The sequence below is a fragment of the Chlamydiifrater volucris genome (assembly GCF_902806995.1).
Classification (GTDB): Bacteria; Chlamydiota; Chlamydiia; order Chlamydiales; family Chlamydiaceae; genus Chlamydiifrater; species Chlamydiifrater volucris.
This window is the reverse complement of the sequence record NZ_LR777654.1, coordinates 711,806-733,236: the sequence shown is the minus strand read 5'-3', so window position 1 is coordinate 733,236 and position 21,431 is coordinate 711,806. Positions and strand designations below refer to the sequence as shown.

The following is a 21,431-nucleotide window of genomic DNA, read 5'->3' as shown; positions in this document are numbered from 1 at the left end:
CATTTGATAGACGATAAATTCTTGTAGTCGATTTTTGTGGAAGCGTTACAGTTTCCATTTTTTTTTTTTTACTTTTCGTTTAACTTTGTTGCTTTTCAGTAGAAAGGGACGTGTGCTTCGCGCTGTTGTTTTAAGCAGTTGGGGAGTGGCCGTTTTTTGCTTTGCGGAAAGTTAGGTAGGACCAAGAGAGTCGGTTTTTGTAGAAATTTAGAGATTTTCTGCATAGGCGGCTTTACTTCTTGTCTGGCTTTTTGTGGTAATGTGCTGTGAGTTATTAATTGTAAAGTGAAAGCAGGGTTTAATGATGTCTGAAACAGTTTCTAGTATTGGTAATAGGGAAACTATATGTCCTTGGGGAGAAAAAGCTAAGTCCGTGGGACATAAAATGTTTTGGATGGAGTCAGCTCATGCTTTGTGCGTTTCCCTTGTGGTGCTTAGTGCTCTTATTCTCATTCCTGCATTGGTTTTTGGTGTAGTGAATGCTCTTTTTGGGGTTCCGCTTAATCTCTCTCTTCTACTAACAGCGAGTATTTCTGGGTTGTTGGTAGCACTTTCAGCTAAGGGGATCTTTTTTCTGAGAGAAAAAATCAAGACAACTTTAGAGGGTGGTGTTGCCGAGCAACATAAATCATGGTGTCCATACATAAAAGCGAGTGCTTTGCAAACCTTGGATAATTACGAAAGACCTGTTTTTCAAGATCCCTTGTCTGTAGCAAAAGGCATCATAGAAGCTGTTGCTCCAAAGCATTGGGAATATGATACTGGTGTGCACCCAGAGAGTGCTTATGAACGTTTGGAGGATGGGATATACATCCGTTGTAGAAAGGAGCTCAGTTTTGCTCTACTAGGTTTTTTAACTTGGAGAGAACTGCAGGATTTAGCGGTGTTTTGCGAAAAAGAAAAGGATAGTTGGAGAAAACAGGGGGGAAGCATTGATAGAGGCTTTTATGACGCCCTATACGTTAAGTGCATAAAGAAATATCCCGGTTTAGTAGCAGCTGAAGCTGCGTTTTTTGCATGGACGAAGAAGGCTTTTCCTTATTTAGGTAATGCTAAGTCGGCGTCGTTTTCTGACATATGGTGTCATAGGTCTTCATTCTTTGAACGGGCAATTTTCTTTGTGAACAATCACAGAGGTGAGTTTGCGCAAAGAGTTGTTGATTTTTTTGACAAACTTTCAGGATTTGGGGCCCTCAGTTTGTCCAGCTTTTCGCTATCTCCGGAGACTTTAATGGTAATAAATTCTTACCAAGAAAAACAGTGGGGATGGGAGCTATTTAGTGAGAAAGCTGCGGAATACTGTGCTCTTTCCATTCGACATAAGAGAGCTTTCGGTGATCTTAGATGTTTTACAGAATTTATGGAAAAAGGGTCTGCTGCTGGATTTCTGCAGGAGCAGCCAGATCCCTTCGTTTATGAGAAAACGCAGAAAAACTTCTTCATTTCTCCAGGTGCATTGTGGGATATGGGAGTGGCCTGTGAGCAGGATGCAGAGCTTAGGGATAGGATAGAGGAAGGTTTGGCTCTATTGGATACTTGTGGATATCTGGGAGAGCAGTCTGTGGAGGAAATCAAACATTTCGAGAGGGTTGTTTTGGGTCTATATAGATCATAAATCTCATAGCTAAACGGGCAAGTGCTGCTACGCTTGCCTGTTTCTGTTCATTAGCACCGTCTTCTGTGTTTTTATTAAACAATGTGAAAATTATTTAATAAAAATTCTCTAATAGAATCTTCATTGTTTTTTTTTTTTTTTTTTTTTGTTAGATTTTTAGACTTTCTTGTTAGAAAGGTTTTTGGAAAGTGTTATTTTTCTGGGATAGGACAGAAAGTGGATGATTTTTCAAAGATGACTAGTAAGAAATCTTTTTGGAGGTACAGATTGCTTTTATCTCTAATAGGTTAGAATTGTATAGGCTTTCCTTTTAGGAATGGAATAAGAAAGTCTGAAAAATTTTAGAGGTTTTCAAAAGGGGGACTAGGGAAACGATTTAGGGGCTAAGTTCTTAAAAAATTGGTTGATGGGAATGTCTTTAAGCTAGGGGGTATTGTTGTTTGCAAAAAATGTATCCGAGATTTCTGATGTAAAATGTGAAGGAATAGTTTTAAGGGAAAGTCGTAACGGACTTTTCGAAAGATTAATGTGTACGTCAAAGGTGTCTCGTTTGTGTTGCAGAGCTTTCCTTGGGTTGCTGGTATTTTTAGGAGCGGGGATAGTGGCTTCTACTTTACTTTTCTCCGGAGCTGTATCTGTTGTTACATTTCATCTTATCCTGGCTTGTATTTTTTCAATTTCTTTAGCGGTGTTTGCAGTTTCCTGCAGGCGTAGATTGCGAAAGATCGATAACGAAGGAAAGGATATTAGGAGTAGCATACCGTACTCTAAGGAGGAAGAAGGAAAACGAGCTCTTAAAAGGGTATTATGGACTTCTCAGATTAGAGAAGTATCTTTGGAAGAAATTAGTCATCATCCTCATGTAAAACCTAGCATGTTGGGTTGTTTGACTGATTTAGAAAGGGAAGAAAGCAAGAATCCTTGGCTAGTTCTTAAATGCTTAGCCAGTAAGAAATGTTATTGGCCATCTTCCGTACACGTAGAATCTAATTGCTTGGATGCGGATTTCGCAGTGGTCCAGAGGTGTAAGAGAGATTGGATGTTTGTTCTATTGGGATTTCTTTCGTGGAACGAGATAGCAGATATGGCCTTGTTTTGCAAAACGGAAACAGATAAGGAGAGAAAGGAAACAGGTCAAGTAAGTTTAAGTTTTGAGAACTCTTTATATGCTAGGTGTATAAAGAGGTGCCCAAATGTAGTAGCTGCTGAGGCAGCATTTTTTGCTTGGATGAAAAATAGTTTCTCATACACAGCAAAGGCCTATTCTTCTATTTTTCGCAACTTGTGCGGATATAGGAGTTCTATACTCGTTCGACTGGAGACTTTTGTTAAGTCATGCCCAGATAACGCATTAGAAAAAGTAATACCCATACTCGAGAGGTTTTCAGGGTGGGGGCCGGTATGTTTGTCTAATTTTGTTCTAGATTTTAAAACTTTAGATTCTCTTCCCGACGACATAGTAGAAAATATTGATTGGCCAACTTTTTGTAAGAAAGCATCGGACTTTTGCAATAAAACTGTTTTTTTAGAAAACAGTTTTGGTAATTTGACGCGGTTCAAATCGTTTGTCCAAGAAGACTCACTAGGTCTTTTTTCTGTTAATAAGATTCCCTTTGTATATAAAGAGTCTGCTTATGATTTTTTTTGTTCTCCTATGCCGTTATGGGACATGAAATCCTTATGCAATGAGGATAAAGAGTTACTTAATAAAATCGAGGAAGGTCTGACAGCCTTAAGTAATTGTGGATATCTCGGAGAACAATCATTGGAAGATATTCAAAATTTTGAACGCTTAGTTTTAGGCTTACAAGGACAACTTCAATAGAGGATAATTTTTTTCAAAATTAGGACTGTTTTTAAGAGTAAAAAGCACTAGAAAATTTGTTAGATGTCTCTTTAAAGAAGTGATGTTTAGAGCTTATAAATTTGTTAGAGGTAATGAAAACCTTTCTGGAAGATAAGTGAGATGAAAAAAGGAAGTAGGCTTATCGCTGTATCTTTTTACTTAAAGGACAGGGACTTCTTCGAATAAATATGGAATGATATGACGTCTATTTCTTGTTAGGGTCTTTAACTTCTGTGGTTTACGTCTTCATCTCTGGATAAGAAACAAAGATATTTCATTTTTTGTTTTTATTAAAACAGTAGTTTTTTTTGGGGGGGTTAAAATTTTTTGTTTCCGTTTGTATGTCCGGGGACAATTTTTTATGGTCGATGGAGGCGTTTTTTTAGAAAAACCTTCTCGGAGGGTGCTGGAGATAGAGGAGACTAGAAGGAAATCTAGTCTAGTCTTGTTTAGACTAGAACTGGTTACTGCTTTGTTTCTTTTTTGCATGATATTTGGCGCAGCATCCATTCTTTCTAGTGTCGTTGCGGGTTCTTTGTTGGGGATTCTCTTGTCAGCCGCTTTTTTTATTTCTAGCGTGTTCGCATATCTACTTGTGTCTAATCGGTCCTCTAAATTGTTAGCTAATTGTATAAAAGCAGAAAAGATGGCCGTGAACCATGAGATTGAGGAACAAGATTTAATAGAAAATCCTATTGAAGAGGGAATGCCCCTGAATTGCTTGAGTTTCGGAGGGATTGCTCAAGAGTATGTATGTTAAAAGTGATTTTTGGGAGACTCTATCTAATGAAGAAAAGAAAAAATTGACCAGTCCAATTACTCTAATGGAAGAAATTGTTTCTGAATCTCCTTATTGGCTTTCGGATTTTGATGTGGAGGTCACCAAAGGTAAGGTAGCGCCCAATTTTCGTTGTGAGCGAGAATTGATATTTATTCTTCTAGGTTTTCTGTCCTTAGAGGAATTGGTGGCATTAGGTAGCTATTGTAAGGAAGAGTGCAAGAAAGGGAGTGTCGGCGATGTGTTCTATAATTCCTTGTATGCTCAATGCATAAAGCGGTCACCAAAAATTGTTGCAGCAGAAGCTGCTTATCTCTCTTGGCTTAAGAGTAGTTTTTCTTACTTGCGTCACGCTGGATCTTCTATAGTTATGACTAATGGATGGTACAGATCTACCTTGTTGATTCGTATTTCGTCTTGTTTTTCTACTTTTGGGGGTGATGGAGAGAAGACATCTAGAGTGGCCACAGCTCTTAGTAGATTGTCTGGGTGGGCGCCAGCTTGTTTGGCTAGCATGAAGTTGGAAGTTGAGGCGCTATCAAGGTTGAAATCTTACTTGGAGGGGAAAAAGGAGTACAATAACTGGGAATATTTTTGTCGCAAAGTTTCAGATTTTTGTAATAAATCTGTTCATTATAAAAATGCCTTAGGAAAGATGTCATGTTTTGTCGAATTTCTAGAAAAAGGAGATCAAAGTTCTTTTCTTCAAGAAAGGCCTTTTTTATTTGATTTTGAAAAATCAGATAAAGATTTCTTTGCTTTCCCAAGAAGTCTGTGGGACATGAGTTCTCTTTGTGAAAAGGATCCTGAATTAGCTATCAAAATCGAGGAAGGTCTATCACATTTATCCCAGTGCGGATATCTAGGTTCGCAGTCGGTGGAAGAACTTCAAGAAGTGGAAAGCATCGTGTTAGGATTAAAATCTCCTTGATTGGTCCGATTCTAAAATTGATATTTGTGGCCCTTGCTTATATTACAGATTTATGTGTAACCTCCCCTACTGTTTTTCAATTTTAAGGCGGTTTTGTGTCTTAGGAGGGGATATGGAAAATTGTAGATCATCGTTTGGTTCCCGAGGAGGGGCACAGGAAGTTTTCGCGGAAAATTCTTTTGGAAACGAAGCGTTACTTCAGATTGAATCCTCGCGAGTATCCCGAGTTGCTCTGGTTTTTGGGGCAGTGTTAGGTAGCCTGGTATTCTTATTTTTTTTCTTAACTAATATTTTGTCTGGGTCAGTTGTTCTAGGTAATATCAGTCTGCTACTGGGCTGCTCTCTAGCGTTGTCTTTGGTGTTTACTGCGGCTTTTGTTATGGCAAGAAATGTATTCACTCGTACTTTTCCTTCAAAGAAGGAAGTAGTTGAAAAAGAACCAGAATTGGAGGTTGAGAAAAAGAAAGAAAAACCCTTAGAAGTGAGACCTGTAACGGTTCCTAAAGATATAGGAGTGAGAAAGATTCCAAGTCTGGAAAGGGTAGGTTGTCTTTATGTAAAGGAGAGTGTTTGGGAAACACTTTCTAATGAGGAGAAGAGCAGGTTGTCTAGTCCTCTCTCCGTTATTCAAGAGATATCTTCTAAGAAAATTGCATGGCCTAGTGTTATACATGAAGAAATCGTCGGCCAACTATCGGATAACCAGCGTTGTGGTAGGGAGCTTTCATTCATTCTTATGGGATATTTTTCTATGGACGAAATTTCGGAAATCAGTGAGTTTTGTCAAGAAGAACGTGGTTACATAGATCCCTCTGAAGCAAGCAGTTCAGATCTCCTATATGCCAAGTGTATCAAGCGATGGCCAAGGCTGGTTGCTGTGGAGGCAACTTGGATCTGTTGGTTAAGAAGTAGTTTTTCTTATCTAGGTGATGCTAAGGAAGCTATTTTCAAGAACAAAGGGGAATATAAAAACTTCTTCTTTAGGTGGCTGAAGATTGCTGCTTCTCCTTTTAAAGTTAATACAGTCAGGGTAGTGGCTTCTATTCTTGAAAAATTTTCAGGAGCTGTTCCGGCCTCCCTTTCTGTTTTCTGCCTGGATGAGATTAATTTGAGAGCTCTCAAAGCATATATGGAAGAGAATAATTGTGATAATTGGGATTTTTTCTGTCGTAAAGTTTCAGAGTTTTGTGATCAAGCCGTACGATATGACCCAATATTTGGTAGCATGTTTGGTTTCGTATCATATTTGTCTCAAGGTAAGGAGGAATATTTCTTGCAAAAGCAAGAGCCGTTATTTAGTTACGAAAAGAGTGACACTAATTTCTTCATTTCTCCGGAAAGTTTATGGGACATGCAATCTATGTGTAACAAAGATCCAGAGCTGTTAGCGAAGATAGAAGAAGGGCTTTCTTACTTGTATCAATCAGGTTACTTAGGAAACGAATCTCCGGAAGAAGTTCGAAGCTTTGAAAAGGTAGTTTTGGGTTTGGACGAGTCTAAGTGACGATGATGTATAAGTGAGCTATAGGGTATTTAAAGGAATGTACATACAGGTTTGAGGTGCGTTTAGATGAGGAAAATTTTGGTTTGTAGTCATGAGAAGTAATTCGTTATCTCTCAGTAATGCTTCTTCTGGAGATTGTTGTTTAGAGGCATCAAGGCGTAGATTGGCTTATAGGATAGTAAACTGGGAGTTAGCAAGGATCCTTTTTCTTGGGGGGTTATTTTTTAGTGGTCTTGTGTTTGCAATATCTGTGTTGGGTGTCGTGAATGCTTTTTGTAATTCTTTTGCTTTAGGTGGCCACCTTGTTCTCCTGGGAATCTCGGCTGTACTGCTATTTTTTTCTTTTTTTGGAGTGCTTTCTCTTAGTAAATATTTGGATGCTGGCTTGGGTCAATGCTTGCTAGAAGGGAAAGTAGGCCAATCGTTTGAAGGAATCAAACAGAAAATGAGGGGAGGATCTCAACTTTCAGTGATGACGGATTGGTCTTCTCAGTTCATGGCATTAGATGAGGAGATTGTGGGGAGAGCCTGCTCTCATTTGAAGAGTGAGGTGCGGAAAATGCTAAGTCAATTTGAGAGGGAGATATGTTCGAAGCCTTTGCTATGTATGAATTTTTTAGCTGGAGATTCGTCGCACTGGGTTACCAGAGTTCAAAAAGAAGCTTCAAGAGATTGTAGAATAGAAAGTATAGTTGCTCTACGAAGTCGTAGAGAGCTTGGTTTCATATTTTTAGGAGTTTTTTCCAGAGAAGAGTTGGTGGAGATAGTAAGGTTTTATGATTCGATAAAGGAGGATGGTAAACTAGAGGAGGTTTTATATGCGGAATGCATAAAGCTTTATCCCAAAATAATAACTGCAGAAGCATTGTATTTTTCTTGGCTGAGAAATAGTTTTCCATACTTGGGAAACGCCCAATCTGCGATTTTTAGGGAGGCATGGAGATATAAATCTTCATTATTTCTCCGTCTGTCTAGCTTCGTAAATAACTGGCCTAGCGGTGAAGAAAAGGCAGGTTTTCTTTTCGAAGCTTTTACTGGATGGATCCCGGCCTGTTTATCTAATTTTGATATGGCAAAAATATTGTCTGAACAGGTTTCTATTTTAGGGGAAAAGAAGTTACACGAGTGGGATTGGAGATTTTTTTGTAAAAAAGTCTCTGAATTTTGTAGGTGTTCCATTTTTCATGAGAATATTTTTGGAGATTGGCTGAGTTTCATGGAGTTTTCTGATAAGGGAGAGGCTGCAGAATTTTTTAATAAAAAGACTTTTTCTTTCAATTACGAGAAGACTGTTGATAACTTCTTTCTACATCCTAAAGCTATATGGGATATGTCTTCCTTGTGTAGAAAAGATTCTGAATTACTCTTGAAGATCGAGGAAGGACTATCGGCTGTTGGAGATAGTTATGGGTATTTTGGGGAACAATCTATTAAAGAAGTGCAGGATTTTGAAAGGGTCATTCTAGGTCTAAAAATGCCTTAGTGAGAGAAAACGTTGTTGATGTTTTGAAATTTGTTTTCTGTAACTTGCTTTGGTCTAGTAGTTAGTAGATTCTTCTTTTTTCTTGTTTTTGTTAAGATTTTTCTTTGGTTTTTCGTATTGTGATGTATGAATAGTGCTAGAGCAAATCCCTCTACTCAGTCTGGGGTAGGTCTTTTAGAAAAAGGCTCTAAAGGTGTCTTAGATGACGAACAAAAGGCGCTATCTTTAATCAAACGTCTTTGTACGTCTTGTTTATTCATCAGTGGCTCGGTACTAGTTCTTGGTATTGGAGGTATTATTAATGCTCTAGTGACTGGGGTGGTTATAAATGCTCCAACAGTTCTTTTAGTGGGAGTGTTTTCTTCCTTACTCTTCTTGGCTATATTGGGACTTATTTTCGTCGAATTTCAGATTGAAAATCGCTTGAGGGTTTCTAAAGAGATTCTCTATCGAGAAAAGCAGGAAGAGTTGTGCTTACCTATTGCTAGGGAGCCTGGAGATACCATTGAAGCAGGCGTTGTTCCAACAGGATGCTCTTACATAAAAGAAGATGTTTGGGAGATTCTAAGGGATTCTGAGCGTTTGTATTATCAATCTCCTTTGTCTTGTATAGAAGGAGCTTCTGGAGAGCGGATATCTTGGTTAAGTTCCGTTCAAGAGGAATTTCTAGGAAAGAACAGGGTAGATAGTGCTATAGCTCGCCGCTGTCAAAGGGAGTTAGCTTTTATTCTTCTTGGTTTTTTGTCTTGGGAAGAATTAGAAGGTATAAACAATCTTTGGGAACAAGCTGAAGATCACCGGTTTTACAGCGAGGACAAGCTGTATGCAGAATGTATCAAAAGATATCCCAACCTTGTAGCGGCAGAAGGAGCTTATTTTGCCTGGATTAAGCAGGCTTTTCCTTATCTGAGTCGAGCGAAATCAGCATCTTTCTGGGACGCTACAAGATATAAGGTTAGTTTCTTTTTTCACTTAAATTTTTTTGTTAAGAATTGTCCTGAGGACAGCAGAAGATGTTTTCCTATACTGCAATGTCTTTCGGGATGGGGGCCTGTCTGTTTTTCTAATTTTGAATTGGGGGATATTCGAAGATCAAATATTCGTAAGCTTCGTGAAAAAGAGAATTGGAGTTGGGACTTTTTTTGTAGGAAAGTGTCGGAATTTTGTAGGGATGCTGTATTTCATGAAGGCGGGTTGGGGAATTGGGAATGTTTTTTAGAGTATGTGGACTATGGAGTTGAAAGTAGTCTTTCCAAGAAAAAGAAATTTTCTTTCTTCTATGAAAAAGCTGATCAAGGCTTTTTCGAAACTCCTATCCCCATGTGGGATTTATTTTCTCTATGCGAAAGTGATCCAATGCTTGTTGATAAGATTGATGAAGGACTGTCTGCTCTAGAAAATTGCGGATATCTGGGTGAGATGTCAGTTAAGGATATTCAGGATCTCGAAATGACAATCCTGGGACTGAAATAGACAAGATCTTAGGTTCTTTTGAAATTTCTTTGTCTGAAAGACATTTTTACACGGTGGTTTCTTATCATTTTATCTTTTTCTGTTTTCTTTTAATAATTTTTTCTTTGAACCTTTTAAGGTTTCCATTTTTTTTTTTTTTTTTTTTTTGTTAGGATTTTTTGTTTTCTTTTGTTTTAGGAGAGGTTTCCTTTGGTTTTTCTTAATAAAGGAACAAAGAGCTGTGTTCATCGTATTCAAGCAAGCGACTCACATTGTGAAAGCTTTTCAAAATCTAAGAATATGATGAGAGCTCTGTCTGTTTCTCAGACAATAAAAGTCCTTTTCTTCAGCTGGTTATTGAGTATCAGTGCCATGTTATTGTCAGGTTTTTTCTTCAGATGTTTAGGCAACTTAGCTCTTGGAGTTTCTTTAGGAGTTCATGGGAGCTTGATTTTAGCAAGCGCGCTAGCCTCTACATTGATTTTGTTGTTTTTTGGTAGCGTATATATTTGTGCGTTAGGGCCATGTTTTCATAGAAAGCCTTTATCTATTGAATTGCAAAAGGATAAGGCAGCTACTCCTTCTTTGAGTTTCTGTCAAAAGTTGAGGAGTCTGTTTTGCAGGAGACAAGAAAAATTTTCTTCAGAAAAGCGTCAATTACAGCTTCTCGTGGCAATAGAAGAAAAAAAGACCATAGCCGAAAAAGCAAAGATAAGTGAGGTGGTTATTCAAGAAGGGGGGTTCGTAAAGCAACACATCAAGGATTTGTTAGATCAATTTTCCAATGAAGAGAAATTAGCAATGTCTTTCCCTTGTTTCGCTCTTTCGAAGTTGGGGAAAGACGTATGCGGATATGATTTTTGGCCAGAATTAGATTATTTTTACGATTCTTCTTCTAAGGATTTTGCATCGAATGTTTTCTTGCGTGAAAGATTTCTTAGAGAATTTCCTCTCTTGTTCTCTGGCGTGTTTTCTTCCGAAGAAATGGGATCCATCGCAGACGAAATTAAAAAATTAGAAAGCGGAAACTTGAGTGGATTCAATGTTACTGAATATGCAAAGTTAGTTCTGACTTTTCCCAAGGTTATTGCTTTTGAGGCTATGTTTTTAAATTGGTTAAAAAAGGTGTTTCCGCATGTATTATCCTGTTCTCGTGATGATTACTTGTCATTCTTTTGTGAGGCGCTTCGGGGGCTAAGTAGAAAACATTTTTCGTCTGGCAGAGATGTAAATGTTCAGCACTTAAGAGGAATAGACCTTTCTTTTTCTGGTGTAGGGTTAGCTTCCTTAGCCTTATTTTATAAAGAGAGTAGTTTAGATGTAGCTTTCAATATAAAAATGACTTGGAAAAGCTTTTGCGAAAAAGCCATGAAATATGGGAGGAAGACATGCTTTGACGGGAATTGTTCTGGTAACCTGAGGAAATTTCAAGAATTTCTTGTTGATGAAGACAAATTTTCTTCTTCGATACAGCGATCTAGTGGTCCAGTTGAGGAGAGAGGTTTTATTAAAACTCCTAGCAATGTCTGGAATATAGAGGCACTGTGCGAGCAATATCCCTCTCTAAAGCAAAAGATTGAGGAAGGGCTCAGAGAGCTGGAGAATATAGAGTGTCTTGGGGGCAGTTTAGAAGACCTTGTAGAATTAGAATATGAGGTTTTAGGATTAAGTAGAGATAGAATTTGATGGGGAGGTAGAGTTGAGCTTTGTTAGCGATCGTCAGGAATTCTTGTCTCCTTTATCTGAGATAGAGGGGCAGCTCCGAAAGGTTAGAGACACAGGGGATTACTTAGAGAAAAAAGTTGAAATTCTTACCAAAGTTAGGAACATATTTCTTGTTTGCGTCGCAACAAGTCTCAGGTTGGTTCTATCTTGTGTATTTTTCTTTGGAATTAATGTTCTTATATTAGAGTTATTGCTTCCGGAGGCGTTCGTCATAGCTGTTGCAGCCTCTGCATTCTTTCTGGTCTCTCTATTAAGCTTTTCTTGCGCAGCGGGTTTCAGATTGCGATTTTTGCGCCGTTTAACTGACGCTAGAGAGTTAGAGCTTTCTGAATTAAAAAGGTTAGAAACGAAAAAGTGGGAGATAGCAGAAAAGACTGCGGAGGAGAAGCGCCAGGCTGAAAGGGTTGCCAAGGAGGCGGAAAATGCTAGGAGGGAATTGATTCGAGAATCCTTTTTGACTTCTCCTTACCTTAAAAAAGAATCCAAAAGGGGCATCACAGACATTGTTTTACAAGAAAGGTATATTTCTCCTGAACTAGTTTCTGATGTGATAGAGCAAAGTTTCGACATTTGTTTTGCTCAAAGAAAGTTAGAGGCTTTGCATGAAGAGAAAGGAGATATTGCAGTATCTGGCAGAAGCAAAAGAGAATTATCGTTTATTTTATTAGGTTTTCTTTCTCTGGAAGAGTTAAAAGAGATCTCAAGAATATACGAAGAGGAATCTCGAAAAGGAGTTAAGAATCCATCTGCTGTGTACGCGAAATGTATAGAAAAGTATCCTCAAATAGTAGCCGCAGAGGCTGCATATTTTTCATGGCTTCGACATAGTTTTTCATATTTATCCAAAGCTGATGCGTCTATCTTTAAAAAGTCTAGTGTTTATAGAACTGAGTTTTTCTCCGTAATAAAGGATTTTTGGGGACAAACAAAAGCTTGCTCAACGTTGCTCTTATTAGAAAAGTTTTCTGGCTGGCTTCCAGCGGTTTTATCTGTTTTTCAAGAAGATAGGTCTAAAGGTGTTTCGGTTTGCCCTAAAGGAGTACAATGGGACTGGGATTCATTGTGTAGGAAGGCCTCCGATTATTTTAGATATACTTTATTACATGGAGAATCTTTTGGTAATGCTAATGACTTGTTGGATTTTACAGAAAAAGGTTCTGGCAGCAGAAAATTTAGAGAAAGAAGGTTGCAACTCAAAATTAGATGTAGTGATCAAGATTTTCTTTCCAATCCCAAGCCTCTTTGGGATTTAAGATCGTTTTGTAGTAAGAAATCCGAACTGTCCACCAAAATAGAGGAGGGCTTAGCTTTCTTAAACGATTGTGGTTATCTTGGAGAAGAAAACGTAGCTGATCTTCAAGATTTTGAAAGAACTATTTTGGGTTTAAAGAAATAGGGTTTCGTAGAAGCTTATTCTTCTAAGTATCTTCTTCTTAAGAGGTTGTTTGCATCAGCGAATTGCCTTATGGCTGTAAAGAATTCCAGGGCCTCGTTGAAAGGGAGCCCAATTTCTTCCGAAGCTCCTAGTGATGCTCTACTTGACAAAACGGCTACCCTTCTTTTTGGAACGGCGACTAGGATAAGGCTGTGCACGTGTTGCACTACGTGCCATGGGATAGCTCTGTGAGGGCCTGAAAGTACGGTGTAAGGAGTTCCTAGGGGTGATTCTAGTAAGGCTTTCAGGGTTAGAAAAGTAAGTTTTGCTAAGAATTTGACGTGGGAATCAGAAATATATCGTTGCCCTTCTCTTCTTTGGTGGGCGGGACGATATCTTACTCCTAAGAAGAGGGTCTGTAATGTTATAGGGCTTGATTCACAAAGTTCCTCTCCGCGAAGAATTGGGATAGTTGCATTTTCTTCTCGGTTGGGGAGAAGTCTCCCGGTAGTAGTTTCCCACAACTGTTTTATGATTTGCGAAAGAGGTTGATGTATTCCTTCAGAAACCATAGTTTCTAGAGCTTGGTACAATCCTACTTGCGAGGATGGATTAGGAATATCTGGAAGGCAAATTTGACGGCCTATTCCGCATTCTGCAATGAGGTAAGCCGCTTGGACACTAGACAAGCGCTTATTTTCAAAGACCCCCTTATTCTTAAAATTGAGTTTTACTAGGGCTCTAGCAAGCGCTTCCTTAGATGCACACTCTAAGAATATCTCCATCTGCTTCACAAACGCACTCCTTCTATGTCCGAAGAAAGCTCTTATCCATGAACAAAAAGGACAGGTATGCCTCCCGAGTTCACTGAGGGATTTATTAGGGCAGTGTATGTGAAAGGGATGAGAAGCAGTCATTTTTTCCTGAATGGTGTCCAATAAAAATGTTATTATTTTTATATCGTTCTCGGGAGAGGTGTTTTCTGAGGGGGGTAGTACATCTTTGTAGAGGGTGTGTATAGAAATTTTTTGTCTTTTCTTTGGACCTTCTACTTCGAATTGTTGCTCTAGGGAAGTGGATTGTTGAGACGGGATGGAGCGCTTCAGTGTTGAAAGAGTTTTCTCGGAGGAGCTAGATTTTGTAAGAAGTTCTAGAAGTAAGGAATTTTCTACTTCTTGTGTTTCTGGAGTATCTACAGTGCGTCCAGGAAGGTGTTCAGGAGTGGACAATAACTGAGCGGTTATTTGAGACTCTTTTTTCTTTTTTTTCTGTTTTGAAGAAAGCATCGTACTACTTCCAGAAGATTCAGCAATATCTTGGCAGGCAGATACAATCAGCTTGAACTGTTCTTCTGTGAGGCATTGATTTTCTGTTAATAAAGCCCTGAGAGAAATCTGTGAGACAGAACAAGCTTTTGCTATTAGTTCATCATCATATCCTTTTCCACTAATGGAGAAGATTTGAGAATATAGTCCAGCTCCTTCTTCCGATATTTGTAATAGTTGAGCTTCAGCAAGTTCTTGGATAACTCTGAGGTTTGCTTGGATACGATTCTCTGTGGAAGAAGTTGAGGGTTGTGGAGAAAAGCTGGGGAAAGGACTTCCTGCTTCAGAAGGGCTAGAAATACTCATCTTTTTTTTTGTCTGTAGTGTCAAAAATGGTAAGCCTATGGGAGGATCGCTGTAAGAAAAGGTCGATGAAGGCTGTGCGTTAAAATGTTAAGTCTTTGAAGGATAATGACTAAGGGTATTTTTTTGGAATGAGTTTTTAGAGTAAGGCTTATTTTATTTTGTTATACATACGGATGCTTTGAGTAATTTTAAATGACTTATGAAGAGTATATGGGGATAGGTGAGCTGTGACAAATTAGCACAGGGCAGGGGATGTATCTGTTAATCCCTTGCAGGCATTCACAACGGTTTAGAAAAATTTTCGGAAATTTAAGGAGTTAGGAATCTCCTTCATTAAGTCCGTAATAAGCTACAAAATTACGGAAAAGGGAAAATAGCGGAGAAGTTTCTACGAGCGAGAATCCAATCTCTTCATAACCCGGAGATATTACGTTGGGAGGAAGGACCACTCTCCATCCAGCCTGTACGGCTAAGATAAGTCCACAAGCATGTTTTACAGTCTCCCAGGAGAGCATTTTTTCTGATCTATCACTGAGCAACGTGAAACGAATGCCTAATGGAGAGTACAGAAGATTATGTAATGTGATAAAAGCAGCTTTGGATAAAAATTTTACTAACGAAGGAGATATTTTTTCTTTGGGACTACGAGCTCCGTCACTTTGAAGAACTTGTATATTCAAACTAGAGAATGTTTTCTGTAAAGATTCTTTAAAGAGAACGCAAGAGATTGCGCCTCTAGAGACTAGCAAACAATCCAAAGATTGTGCTCCAAAGGGTGTAATAGCGGGGTTTCCCCAAAGTGTTGTTATGGCTGTTGTTAAAGGATTTGAGAGTCCTGAGTGGACCACTTCGTCGATGGACAAGTATACGTCTAGATTGGAAGTAGGAAAAGATTCATTGGGGAGGCGTACGGCCTCACCGATTTCGCATTTGTCAATGGCAAGAATCAATTCAATGGGACTTAAAAGGCGATTTTTGACACAATTCCCAAACCTAGGCAATGACAAAATCTCTAAAAGTTTTTGTTCCGTAGAATGATATAGTAGTTTGCCTAGTTGCTGCACCAAAACACACTTTGACATAACAAAATACTTTACACTGGTGCACAAATCACATTCATGTTGACTCTGCTTGCTAGGATTATTTGGGCACGGTACAGGAGACGATTCATCTTCTTTTTTTCCCAGTATTGTTTGCAGTAGGAGCGAAAGAAAATCCCGAGTTTCTATCTGTTCCGTTGGTAAGGATGATTCTATTGTTTCTGTTGGTAATGAAGAAGTTATAAGCTGTTCTGTCTTCTTTTCGTCTTTGCTTTTCTTGTCTGCAGAACTTGGCTTACTTTTTGGCACTAGGCGAACAGATTTGGTTGATGATGGGATTGTTGTTTGGGCCTCCATTTCTAGTGTTGACAGCAGGCAGCTTTCTTTGGGCAGTTGGATGTTTCTGGGAACTAAAGCCTTTGTATATGGGTGAATGTGGTTGTTTTTTGCAAATTTCTTTTTACTTTCAGAGATCATTAAACATTCTTCCTTAGAAAATCTAATATCCTCTCTAGATCCGATACAAAGTTGACTAGTAGGGATGTGCAGCATCCATTCGGTACTTGAGGATAGTAAAAGACCTATCACATGACAAACAGTTCCCCAAGAAAAAGCTGATTCTACAAAATTGGTAGAGACAATATAAGGGGCTCCTTGAGAAGAGTCTTTAATGGCCTGTAAGGTAGCTATCGTCATTTTTGCTAAGAATGTTGAGTGTCCAGGAGTAAGAGGACGATACCTTTTCCCTCCGGTATTTTCTTTGATAAGTGGTCTGTATTGTAGAACGGAGGATAGTGTGGGTAGGAATATATTAGCTGAAAGTGGAGTTATCTCTTCATTGCTGCCGATAACTAGTATTGTCGTGTCCGTCTCTACAGGTTGCATTGTTGAATTCCACAATTGAATGATTAATTCTGTTAGAGGGTGCCGGATTCCTAAGGCCACAACGTCTTTTGCTTTTTGATATAAGTTCAATACTTTTGATATATTTGCTTTCGAAGTAGGGAACACTGCTTCAAGGTTGCATTCTTTAACCAGATGAGCAATTTCTAAGTGGGAAAAGCGTGAGATGTTCTCCAACTCCGAAAGTTTTCCTTCTTCATAGAGAGCTAAAAGAGCGTTTAGGACAATTTTTTCATTTGTTTTCTTCATCAATTGTTTTAATTGAAAGACAAGCAAATGTTTACCCCCTTTAATAATATTTTTGGTGATTACGCATAGTTCGCATTGGTGTTCATCTTCTTTCTGCATGGGATTTTTTCTAGGGCACATAGATTGGTAAGATTCTATACGACCTTTATTTTTCATAATGGTTACCAAAAGACAATTTAACGATTGAGCTCTTAAAGACTCTTCTGCAGCGTGTTGTGGAGCAACTAGTTCTGTAGGGACGTCTTCGGTCTGTAGAATGCCTTCTTGAGGTAGGCGCCTTCTTTTTGGAGAGGGAGAGCGAGATATTTCTTCTTCAAGTTGTTTTCTTTTCATTGATTGCGTGGTAGGTTGAGACGAAGAGCCACTTCCAGAAGCTTCTGTCAAATCTCTGCAACTGGCTAGTACGAGATCTAGTTCTTGGGAAGTTAAAGATCTATTTTCTCCCAGAATTGTTGCTATAGATATTTTAGATACAACCATTGCTTGTGAGATTAGCAGCAGGCTAAATCCCTCTTTTTTCAATGAAATGATTTGGCTATATAGGGGTGAAGGAGGGTGTTTGATCTGTGTGGATTGAACAATTGTTAGGATTATGTTAAGCGTTTCTTGGATTTTCTCTCCTATAGAGACAGAAGGTAATCCTAAACCTGCTCTTGATTTAGATTCGGAAGGGTTGGAAATGCTCATAGTATTGTTTTGCTAAGGAATAGGAAGAAGTTTGTTTTTCCTAATGTATTAGAGAATTGTTTTTTAATATTTTTTGCGATTTTAGGGTTAAAGAGTATCAGCAGGTAGTTGATCAGAGTCTTCGTAGAGGCCGTAAAAGATTGTAAAGCTGTGGAAGAGAGAGGACAATATCTGTGATTCTTCTTTTGAAAATCCTATTTCTTCTTCATTTCCTAATATCCTATTGGGCGCAACAGCAACTTTCCATCCGGAATGTAGAGACAGAACAAGACCATACACATGCCGTACCGTATCCCAAGGGATAATTCCTCCTCCAGACTTATCGTCGTGATTGATAAAAAGAGCTCCCCGTGGAGACTCCAGAAGGTTGCACAAAGTAAAAAAAACTGACAAAGATAAAAATTTTGCAAGGCGAGGGGATATTTGTTCCTTGGGACCTCCTTTACCAGAGTCTCCTAAAACAATGCGTATTTCTATTTTGGAGAGCGTATTTTCTAAGAATTCTTTGGAAATTAGGCAAGAAGTAGATCCTCTGGAAACGAGTAAATAGTTTGTAGCTGCTATCTCTGTAGAGGTAACGATAGGTGATGCCCACAGAGCCATGATAGTTTTTGTTAAAGCACTTGAGAGTCCTAGCTTAATCACTTGGTCCATAGCTGTATATATTCCTAAGAGAGAAGTAGGATGGGGATTGCCAGGTATGCGTACAGCCTCTTCAATGCCAAGTTCATTGATGAGAACAACAATCTCAGCAGCGTTTAGAAATCGATTTTTGAGGCAATTCCTGAACATAGGTAAAGACAAAGCCTGACTAAGCTTCGACACTGGTGTATAGTTTAGAAGCCTCTCCGATTGTCGTATCAGGGTGCACTTGCCAGGATAAAAGAGACGTTTTATGCTGAAGCAAGTGTCGCATGCATGTTTTGCGGTATTACTAGTGTTATTTGGGCATGGCATCGGAGCGTCTTTGTTCGCTTTTTTTGCCAATACCGTATTTAGAAACAGTGAGATAGAGGAAGATTCACGAGGTTGTTTGGACGGTGTTGGCTGGTGGTCAGAGCTGGAACTTCCTGATTCTGACGTGGTAGAAGAGCTTTCTTCCAAATCTTTTTCAGCTTTTCTTTTTCTGCTCGTACTAGTTGTAGTATTTAGACCGCTCCCAGAAGCTTCGGATAAGTCATTGCAAGCAGATAGAATACTTCTGTACTGATTAGTAGATAGGGAAGAGTTTGTTTGCATCAACAGGCTTAAGGATATTCTAGACACTGTAAGAGCTCTCGCCAATACTTGGGGAGTGATATCCCCCGCAGTCAAAGAAATAATTTGTGAGCATAAAATTTTGTATCTACCGTCATATAAACCTCTCGGAGATACCAACCAACGAATCAGTTCAAGATTGATGCTGATTTGCTCCTCGAGAGACAGTGGGTGTGCAGCAGAAGTTGATGGGGAGGGGGAGCGAATGTCAGATGGGTTTGGAGCACTCATTTCTACCTTTGTATCTTAAAGTTAAGGATTAGGGGATCGCATTCGAGCTTGTGGACGAGAATGGCAACTTTTTTTTGCAAAGACGGAAAGCTTTTTAGTTTTTTAGAATTGAGAAAGTTCACTTAAGAGAGTGAATAGACAAATAATTTTTGGTAGCAAATTCCTGTAAAGCTTCAAGTAGGATGTTAGCAGTTTCCTTTGGAAATCCTAGCTCTTGCATTTGACCGAAGGAGGCTTTGCTAGGAGTAACAACTAGTTTCCGTCTTGGAGTTGAGGCTAGTACAAGGCTATATACGTGAAGAACTGTTTCCTTAGGTAGTATGCAGTCTTGAAGCGAGGTCACCAGGTAGGGGCAAGCTTCTTCGCAATTTTTCAACTCTTGTAGCGTAATAATCGCCAACAGACTGTGAAATTTAACACTCTGTGAGGACATGTGTCCCTTGCGTCTTCTTACGGTTTCCGATTTGCGTGTTTCCAAAAATTGAAATTCTAAATCCGAAAAATAGTTAATGATGACTTGTAAGTCAATTAGTCTTACATCACTTCCCCAAAGGGCTGTTATTAACAGATCTTCTTTTTCTTTGAAACTCAAAGAGCTTCTGAGGGATTGTCTCCAGATAGTGTAGATGATTTTTGTTAGAGGATCTTCAAGCCCTCCAAGAATGACTTTTTCCATGGAGTGATACAAATCCACCAGGAGGACAGGATTTTTTTTCTCAGGAAGACGCATATCTTCTCCGATATTACATAGATTAATCAGATACGCTAAATCTAAGGGTGAGAATACCGTTTGGTCTAGTAATTTTTCGACAGTTCTTCCTAAAGGTAAATTTAGAAGAGCGGAGACCAAAGTGTCTTTATTTGTATATCTTAGGAATATCCGGATTTGGGCGACCATACGTGCTTTTCTTTTGCAGAATAATTTTTTGGCAAAGAGACACAGAGAGCAGAGATGTCTAGAACTTGGATCTTTGTTTTTGTTGGGACAACGCACGTTAGTAGCCCTAAGGATTTTTTCAGATAGTATCGCTTCTAGCATGAATATCACAGATTGTTGAGGGGTAGTCTCCGGGCGAGCATGGCAAGAGATGCCTTCCAAAATTTGTTCTGAAGTAGAGGAAGTCTGTTCTAATTGCACCAAAGGAGTTGACAAGAGAAGGCTTTCTTCTGGTAAGAGAACGTTTTGAGGAATTTTTGGTGGTGTTTTGGGATAGATTATATGGTTGCTAAGCACGAATTTTTTCTGGAGTTCGAGGATTTCAAGGCACTTTTCCTCAGGAAATCTGATTTTTTCGGAAGATCCAAGGCATAGTTTATTAGTAGGGGGTTGTAACATCCACTTATCGTGAGAGGACAGGACGAATCCTATCAAATGACGTATAATTTTCCAGGGAAAGGCCTTTTCTCCAAAATTAGTCCTCACCATGTAAGGGGTTCCCTGGGGAGAGGCTTTGATAGCATGTAGTGTGGTTATAATTATTCTTGCCAGGAACATGGAACAATGGGGGGAAATCAAACGACGTCTTTTTCCTCCGGAGGATAGTTTTCGTTGTGGAATAGAACACAGGGTAGGTAGGAATGAAGTAGGAGAAAGGGAGGAGATTTCTTCATTTTCACTAATGGCTAGTATGGGTGTTTTTGTTCCCACTATGGGTGTTGTTGATTTCCAAATCTGGATGATTAGCGCTGTCAGTGGATGTTGAATTCCTAGGGACACAACATTTTTTACTGCTTGATATACGCCTAATAATTTTGATACGTTTTCCCCCTTTGCTTCTGGAAATATCTTCTCAAGATTGCACTCCTTAATTAGGTGTGTAATTTCTAAAGGAGGAAAATACAAAATAGTTTTCAATTCTGAGAGTTTCTCTTCTTTGTAAAGCTTTAGAAGGGCTTTTAACAAAATTTTTTGGTCTGTTTCATTCATAAGTTGTCTTAATTGATGGATAAGTAAATACTTGCTTTCTCTGATGGTAATTTTTGTTAGCTCGCACAGTTCACATTGGTGTTCATCTTCTTTCTGCATGGGATTTTTTCTAGGGCACATAAATTGGTAAGATTCTGTACAACCTTCATTTTTCATAATGGTTACCAAAAGACAATTTAACGATTGAGCTCTTAAAGATTCTTCTGCAGCATGTTGGGAGGAAGCTGGCTCTGTAAGGATGTCTTCGGTCTGTAAGGTGCTCTCTTGAAGTAGACGACTTCTTTTTGGAGAAGGAGAGCGAGATATTTCTTCTTCAAGTTGTTTTCTTTTCATTGATTGCGTGGTAGGTTGAGACGAAGAGCCACTTCCAGAAGCTTCTGTCAAATCTCTGCAACTGGCTAATACGAGATCTAGTTCTTGGGGAGTTAAAGGTCTATTCTCTCCCAGAATTGTTGCTATAGATACTTTAGATACAACCATTGCTTGTGAAATTATCTGCGGATTAAACCCTTCTTTTTTCAATAAAATAATTTGGCTATGTAGGGGTGAAGGAGAGTGTCCGATCTGTGTAGATTGAACAATTGTTTGGATTGCATTGAGAGTCTCTTGAATTTGTTCTTTTATAGAGGAAGAACGTAGCTCTAAACTTGTCTTTGGCTGAGATCCAGAGGGATTAGAAACGCTCATAGATAATAACTCTTGTAAGGAGTTAGGTTAGGCAGTACAGAAATTCTATTCTGCAATAGTTTTTTAGTAGGTCATATTTTCGACTGGTGTATGAGAAGAGTTTTTTTGTT

General features: G+C 38.9%; 13 protein-coding genes. 9 read left to right on the top strand and 4 right to left on the bottom strand.

Features of this window, described 5'->3' with window-relative positions:
- Positions 1–304: 304 nt before the first annotated feature.
- From KJA62_RS03065 to KJA62_RS03025, 9 genes are all read left to right on the top strand, one after another.
- Complete coding sequence (locus tag KJA62_RS03065) at positions 305–1,615, top strand: hypothetical protein (protein ID WP_213318559.1); 1,311 nt, start codon at positions 305–307, stop codon at positions 1,613–1,615.
- Positions 1,616–2,156: 541 nt separating this feature from the next.
- Positions 2,157–3,440: a hypothetical protein gene (locus KJA62_RS03060; RefSeq protein ID WP_213318558.1), complete on the top strand. Its 1,284-nt coding sequence runs from the start codon at positions 2,157–2,159 to the stop codon at positions 3,438–3,440.
- Between the two features lie 382 nt (positions 3,441–3,822).
- On the top strand, positions 3,823–4,221 hold the full coding sequence (locus tag KJA62_RS03055; RefSeq protein WP_213318557.1) for a hypothetical protein: 399 nt from the start codon (positions 3,823–3,825) through the stop codon (positions 4,219–4,221).
- The gene (locus KJA62_RS03050) at positions 4,211–5,170 is read left to right on the top strand and encodes a hypothetical protein (protein ID WP_213318556.1); all 960 of its coding nucleotides are present in this window, start codon (positions 4,211–4,213) and stop codon (positions 5,168–5,170) included. Before KJA62_RS03055 ends, KJA62_RS03050 begins: the two co-directional genes overlap by 11 nt.
- A gap of 112 nt (positions 5,171–5,282) precedes the next feature.
- Positions 5,283–6,674 (top strand): hypothetical protein, encoded by a 1,392-nt coding sequence (locus KJA62_RS03045; protein ID WP_213318555.1) that lies wholly within the window; start codon positions 5,283–5,285, stop codon positions 6,672–6,674.
- Positions 6,675–6,765: 91 nt separating this feature from the next.
- The gene (locus tag KJA62_RS03040) at positions 6,766–8,157 is read left to right on the top strand and encodes a hypothetical protein (RefSeq protein WP_213318554.1); all 1,392 of its coding nucleotides are present in this window, start codon (positions 6,766–6,768) and stop codon (positions 8,155–8,157) included.
- A 126-nt stretch (positions 8,158–8,283) separates the two neighbouring features.
- A complete protein-coding gene (locus KJA62_RS03035; protein ID WP_213318553.1) occupies positions 8,284–9,630 on the top strand; it encodes a hypothetical protein in 1,347 nt (448 codons plus the stop codon).
- Positions 9,631–9,909: 279 nt separating this feature from the next.
- Positions 9,910–11,295 (top strand): hypothetical protein, encoded by a 1,386-nt coding sequence (locus KJA62_RS03030; protein ID WP_213318552.1) that lies wholly within the window; start codon positions 9,910–9,912, stop codon positions 11,293–11,295.
- Positions 11,296–11,308: 13 nt separating this feature from the next.
- A complete protein-coding gene (locus KJA62_RS03025) occupies positions 11,309–12,730 on the top strand; it encodes a hypothetical protein (RefSeq protein ID WP_213318551.1) in 1,422 nt (473 codons plus the stop codon).
- A gap of 14 nt (positions 12,731–12,744) precedes the next feature.
- Here the strand turns inward: KJA62_RS03025 and KJA62_RS03020 are convergent, their stop codons facing one another.
- The 4 genes from KJA62_RS03020 to KJA62_RS03005 form a co-directional block, all read right to left on the bottom strand.
- Positions 12,745–14,340 (bottom strand): RING finger protein, encoded by a 1,596-nt coding sequence (locus KJA62_RS03020; protein ID WP_213318550.1) that lies wholly within the window; start codon positions 14,338–14,340, stop codon positions 12,745–12,747.
- A gap of 317 nt (positions 14,341–14,657) precedes the next feature.
- Positions 14,658–17,219, bottom strand: a complete 2,562-nt coding sequence (locus KJA62_RS03015; protein WP_213318549.1) for a hypothetical protein — start codon at positions 17,217–17,219, stop codon at positions 14,658–14,660.
- A gap of 87 nt (positions 17,220–17,306) precedes the next feature.
- The gene (locus KJA62_RS03010) at positions 17,307–18,707 is read right to left on the bottom strand and encodes a hypothetical protein (RefSeq protein WP_213318548.1); all 1,401 of its coding nucleotides are present in this window, start codon (positions 18,705–18,707) and stop codon (positions 17,307–17,309) included.
- Between the two features lie 118 nt (positions 18,708–18,825).
- On the bottom strand, positions 18,826–21,321 hold the full coding sequence (locus tag KJA62_RS03005; protein WP_213318547.1) for a hypothetical protein: 2,496 nt from the start codon (positions 21,319–21,321) through the stop codon (positions 18,826–18,828).
- Positions 21,322–21,431 lie beyond the last annotated feature (110 nt).